This window comes from Simplicispira piscis, assembly GCF_054783455.1.
In genome coordinates this window covers 215,471-219,843 of record NZ_BAAGQN010000013.1, presented here as the reverse complement: position 1 = coordinate 219,843, position 4,373 = coordinate 215,471, and the positions used below count along the sequence as shown (strand labels likewise).

Annotated in this window: 5 protein-coding genes and 1 pseudogene; all 6 read right to left on the bottom strand. The window is 63.6% G+C overall.

Annotation, left to right across the window (positions count from 1 at the left end):
* Window positions 1–121: 121 nt before the first annotated feature.
* Entirely contained in the window at window positions 122–1,321 is a 1,200-nt protein-coding gene (gene trpB / locus ACYVOC_RS08435; protein WP_461161471.1) for a tryptophan synthase subunit beta, read from the bottom strand.
* Between the two features lie 37 nt (window positions 1,322–1,358).
* The gene (locus ACYVOC_RS08430; RefSeq protein WP_461161482.1) at window positions 1,359–2,084 is read right to left on the bottom strand and encodes a uracil-DNA glycosylase; all 726 of its coding nucleotides are present in this window, start codon (window positions 2,082–2,084) and stop codon (window positions 1,359–1,361) included.
* Between the two features lie 58 nt (window positions 2,085–2,142).
* Window positions 2,143–2,943 carry an indole-3-glycerol phosphate synthase TrpC gene (gene trpC / locus ACYVOC_RS08425; protein WP_461161470.1) on the bottom strand — a complete coding sequence of 267 codons (801 nt, stop codon included), beginning with the start codon at window positions 2,941–2,943 and terminating at the stop codon, window positions 2,143–2,145.
* Complete coding sequence (locus tag ACYVOC_RS08420) at window positions 2,936–3,109, bottom strand: hypothetical protein (protein WP_165829129.1); 174 nt, start codon at window positions 3,107–3,109, stop codon at window positions 2,936–2,938. The genes trpC and ACYVOC_RS08420 overlap by 8 nt, the downstream gene beginning before the upstream one ends.
* A gap of 11 nt (window positions 3,110–3,120) precedes the next feature.
* On the bottom strand, window positions 3,121–4,155 hold the full coding sequence (trpD, locus tag ACYVOC_RS08415; RefSeq protein ID WP_461161469.1) for an anthranilate phosphoribosyltransferase: 1,035 nt from the start codon (window positions 4,153–4,155) through the stop codon (window positions 3,121–3,123).
* Between the two features lie 19 nt (window positions 4,156–4,174).
* Window positions 4,175–4,373 (bottom strand): annotated as a pseudogene (locus ACYVOC_RS08410) (LysE family translocator); the annotation flags it as partial.

Sequence of the window (4,373 nt, the reverse complement as noted above, 5' to 3'; positions counted from 1 at the left end):
CACCCTCACACCACCTATCGCTATCTCGCAACTTAGACAGCCTGAGACTTCTTGCTAATCAAGCAAAAAAATAGCTGCTAGCGCTTATACATCAAGCGCTAGCAGCTTTTTTTCTTAAATTTTACAGCCCCAGGTGCTGCGCCACAAAATCGGCATCCTTGTCACCCCGGCCCGAGAGGTTGACCAGAATATTCTGATCGGGCGACATGGTTTTTGCCACCTTCATGGCGTAGGCCACGGCGTGGGCGCTCTCGAGTGCCGGAATGATGCCCTCGGTGCGCGAGAGCGTCATGAAGGCGTCCAGGCACTCGTCGTCGGTCACCGCCTCGTACTGCACGCGGCCTACATCTTTCAGATAGCAGTGTTGCGGGCCGACACCGGGGTAATCGAGCCCTGATGCGATCGAATACACCGGCAGCGGCTCGCCCTTTTCGTCCTGCAGGTTGTAGCAAATGAAACCATGGATGGCGCCCTTGGTTCCGAGCGTCATGGTGGCCGCGTGGTCGGGGGTGTCCAGGCCACGACCGGCCGGCTCGACACCCACGAGCTGCACACCAGCGTCGGGCAGGAATTCCGTGAAGATGCCCATGGCGTTCGAGCCGCCGCCCACGCAGGCCGTCACCACATCGGGCAGGCGCTTGTGCTCAGCCAGAAACTGCGCGCGCGCCTCGCGCCCGACGATGCTCTGGAAGTCGCGCACCATCTTCGGGAACGGGTGCGGGCCCACCACCGAGCCGATGGCATAGAAGAAATGGACCGGGTCTTTCATGTACTCCTCGAAGGCGCTGTCCACCGCGTCCTTGAGGGTGCGCGTACCGCGCGTCACGGGCACCAGCTTGCAGCCCAGAATTTTCATCTTGGTGACGTTGGGGTGCTCCTTGGCGATGTCGATCTCGCCCATGTGGATTTCGCACTCGATACCCACCAGCGCACAGGCCGACGCCAGCGCCACCCCATGCTGGCCAGCGCCCGTTTCGGCCAGCACCTTGGTCTTGCCCATGTGCTTGGCCAGCAGCGCCTCGCCCAGGCAGTGGTTGATTTTGTGCGCCCCGGTGTGGTTCAGGTCTTCGCGCTTCAAGTGGATGTGCGCGCCGCCCTGGCGATCGGACAGACGCTTGGCATAAAAAATCGGGCTGGGCCGACCCACGTAGTGCGCGTACAAATCTGCCAGTTCTTCCTGAAAGGCCGGGGTCTTGCGGACCTCTTCATAGGCGACGTTGATGTCGTCCATCACGGCCTTGAGCTCGGGGGGAAGAATTTGCCCGCCGTACTCGCCAAAGTAGCCCTGACTGTCGGGCATTTCCAGAAACTGCTGTGCCATGCGATGTCCCTCTGTGTGGTGAAAAAACCGTGAAATCTTATCCTCCGTGCGCCCGCCGAAACGCCCGTGCCTGGCCGAAGTGCCCGCAACCGATAAAAGGCACGGGCGGACGCAGGGCCGACAGGGGCGATGGATGGTTGGCGCACAGCACCAAATGCTGCGGTGCGGTGATGAGCACGCGCTTGGACTGCGCGTGCGCGCCCCAGAGCATGAAGACCACCGGCTGGGGCTGTGCGGCGACGTGGGCGATGAGCGCGTCGGTCAGCAGCTCCCAGCCGCGCCGGGCGTGGCTGGCGGGCTGGCCTTCTTCGACGGTGAGGGTGGTGTTGAGCAGCAAGGCGCCGCGCTCGGCCCAGGCGACCAGACTGCCGCCGGGCACCGGAAACGCCGGCGGCGGCTGGCCCAGGTCGCGCTCGATTTCCTTGAAAATGTTGCGCAGCGAGGGCGGCAATGCGACACCGGACGCGACCGAAAACGCCAACCCCTCGGCCTGGCCCCGGCCGTGGTAGGGGTCCTGGCCAAGGATGACCAGGCGCACATCTTCAGGCGCCGTGAGCTCCAGCGCACGCAAGGGGCGCGGCGGAAAAACGGTGGCTCCAGCATCCAGCCGTGCCTGCAAAAAGTCCAGCAGCTTGCGGCCCTCTGTGCTGGCAAAAAAATCTTGTGCCAGCGATTGCCAACCGGGCGCCACAGGCCAGTCGGCGGGGTCGGCACTTTGCAACTGCGTGGGTGCAAGCCCGGTACTGCCTTGAACAATATTTATGGTCAAAATGGCCTCCAACGCTTACCCATAAAGCGCAAGCAGCTATTATTTTTGATATTCAAGCAAACAGCTTGGCCAGCTCCAGGCCGGGTTCTGGGGCACGCATGAAGGCCTCGCCCACCAAAAAGGCGTGCACACCGGCGTCGCGCATGGTCTTCACGTCCGCAGGCTTGAGAATGCCCGACTCGGTCACCAGCAGGCGGTCGGCGGGCACATCCTTGAACATGCCCAGCGTGGTCTCGAGCGTGACCTCGAAGGTGCGCAGGTTGCGGTTGTTGATGCCGACCAGCGGCGTCTTGAGCTTCAATGCGCGCTCCAGCTCGGGGCGGTCATGCACCTCCACCAGCACCGCCATATCGAGGCTGCGGGCAATGGCTTCAAAGTCTGCCATTTGCGCATCGTCCAGGCTGGCGGCAATCAGCAAAATGGCGTCGGCGCCCATGGCACGGGCCTCGTAAACCTGGTACGGGTCGACCAGAAAATCCTTGCGCAGCACCGGCAGCTGGCAGCTGGCGCGCGCCTGCTTGAGGGCATCCACACTGCCCTGGAAAAACTGCCGGTCGGTCAGTACGGAGAGACAGGCCGCACTCACGGCGCCATCGCCATCGGCGTAACTCTGGGCGATGTCGGCCGGGATGAAGTCGGCGCGCAGCACACCCTTGCTGGGGCTGGCTTTCTTGATCTCGGCGATCACCGCCGCCTGGCCCTTGGCTATTTTGGCCCGCAGCGCGCCCTCGAAATCGCGCGTGAGCACGCGGCTCTCGGCATCGGCGCGCATGGCGTCAAACGGCAGGCGCTTTTTGGCGGCGGCCACTTCTTCGTGCTTGACGGCCACGATTTTGTTGAGGATGTCACTCATGGGGGCGGTTCTTTTCAGGGGAAGAAGGGGGCAAATGGGACTCCTGCGGCGGCTTGCGCAGGACGCGGCGCAGCACCACGGCCAAGGCGATACCGCCGCCCACCAGCAGCAGCGTGAAGACGATGACAATCCAGGTGCCAGGGTAGGTCCAGAAAGACGGTTGCATCACTCTCTCCCTCACGCAGCAGCCAGCGCATGGGTGCGCGTAACGAGCTGCTCCAGCTTGGCGAGCGCTGCGCCGGAGTCGATGGCCGCGCGGGCCTGGGCAATGCCCTCCAGCATGGTCGCAGCCACGTTGGCGGCGTAGAGGGCGACACCGGCGTTCAGGCACACGATGTCGCGCGCTGCGCCGGTCTCGCCCTTGAGCACGCCCAGCAGCAGATCACGCGACTGATCGGGCGTTTCCACTTTCAACGCCCGGTTGCTGGCCATGGCGAGGCCAAAGTCCTCGGGGTGGACTTCGTACTCGGTGATCTCGCCATTCTTGAGCTCACCCACCAGCGTGGCGGCGCCCAGGCTGATCTCGTCCATGCCGTCGCGCCCATAGACCACCAGCGCATGCTCAGCGCCCAGGCGCTGCAGCGCTCGCACCTGGATGCCCACCAGGTCAGGGTGGAACACGCCCATGAGAATATTGGGCGCGCCGGCCGGGTTGGTCAGCGGCCCCAGGATGTTGAAGAGGGTGCGCACACCCAGCTCCTTGCGCACCGGCGCCACGTTTTTCATGGCCGGATGGTGGTTGGGGGCAAACATGAAGCCGATGCCGATTTCGTCGATGCACTGCGCAATCTGCTCAGGCTTGAGGTTGATGTGCACGCCCAGCGCCTCCATCACGTCGGCGCTGCCGCTCTTGCTGGAAACGCTGCGCCCGCCATGCTTGCTGACCCGTGCGCCTGCAGCAGCAGCCACAAAGGTGGCGCAGGTGGAGATATTGAAGGTACCGGCACCGTCGCCGCCCGTGCCCACGATGTCGACCATGTGCGTGCGGTCGTGCACATGCACTTTGGTGGAAAACTCGCGCATCACCTGCGCGGCGGCCGTGATCTCACCGATGGTTTCTTTCTTCACGCGCAGGCCGGTCATGATGGCCGCCGTCATCACGGGCGAGAGCTCGCCCTGCATGATGAGCCGCATCAGGTGCAGCATTTCGTCGTGGAAAATTTCGCGGTGTTCGATGGTGCGCTGCAGCGCTTCCTGGGGGGTGATGGACATGGTTTTTTCTCCATAAGAGTCAGGCCGAGGGCGCGTCCGTCCAGGCCAGTTTGAGCCCGAAGCCGATGAACAGGGCACCGGCGGCGCGGTCCAGCCAGTGCATGCCACGCTGCACTGCACCTGCGCGCTTCGCCATCCACGCAGCGGCCAGCGCCCAGCCGGCATTGACGGGAATCGCATTCACACTGAACAACACGCCCAGCAGCACGAAGACCAGC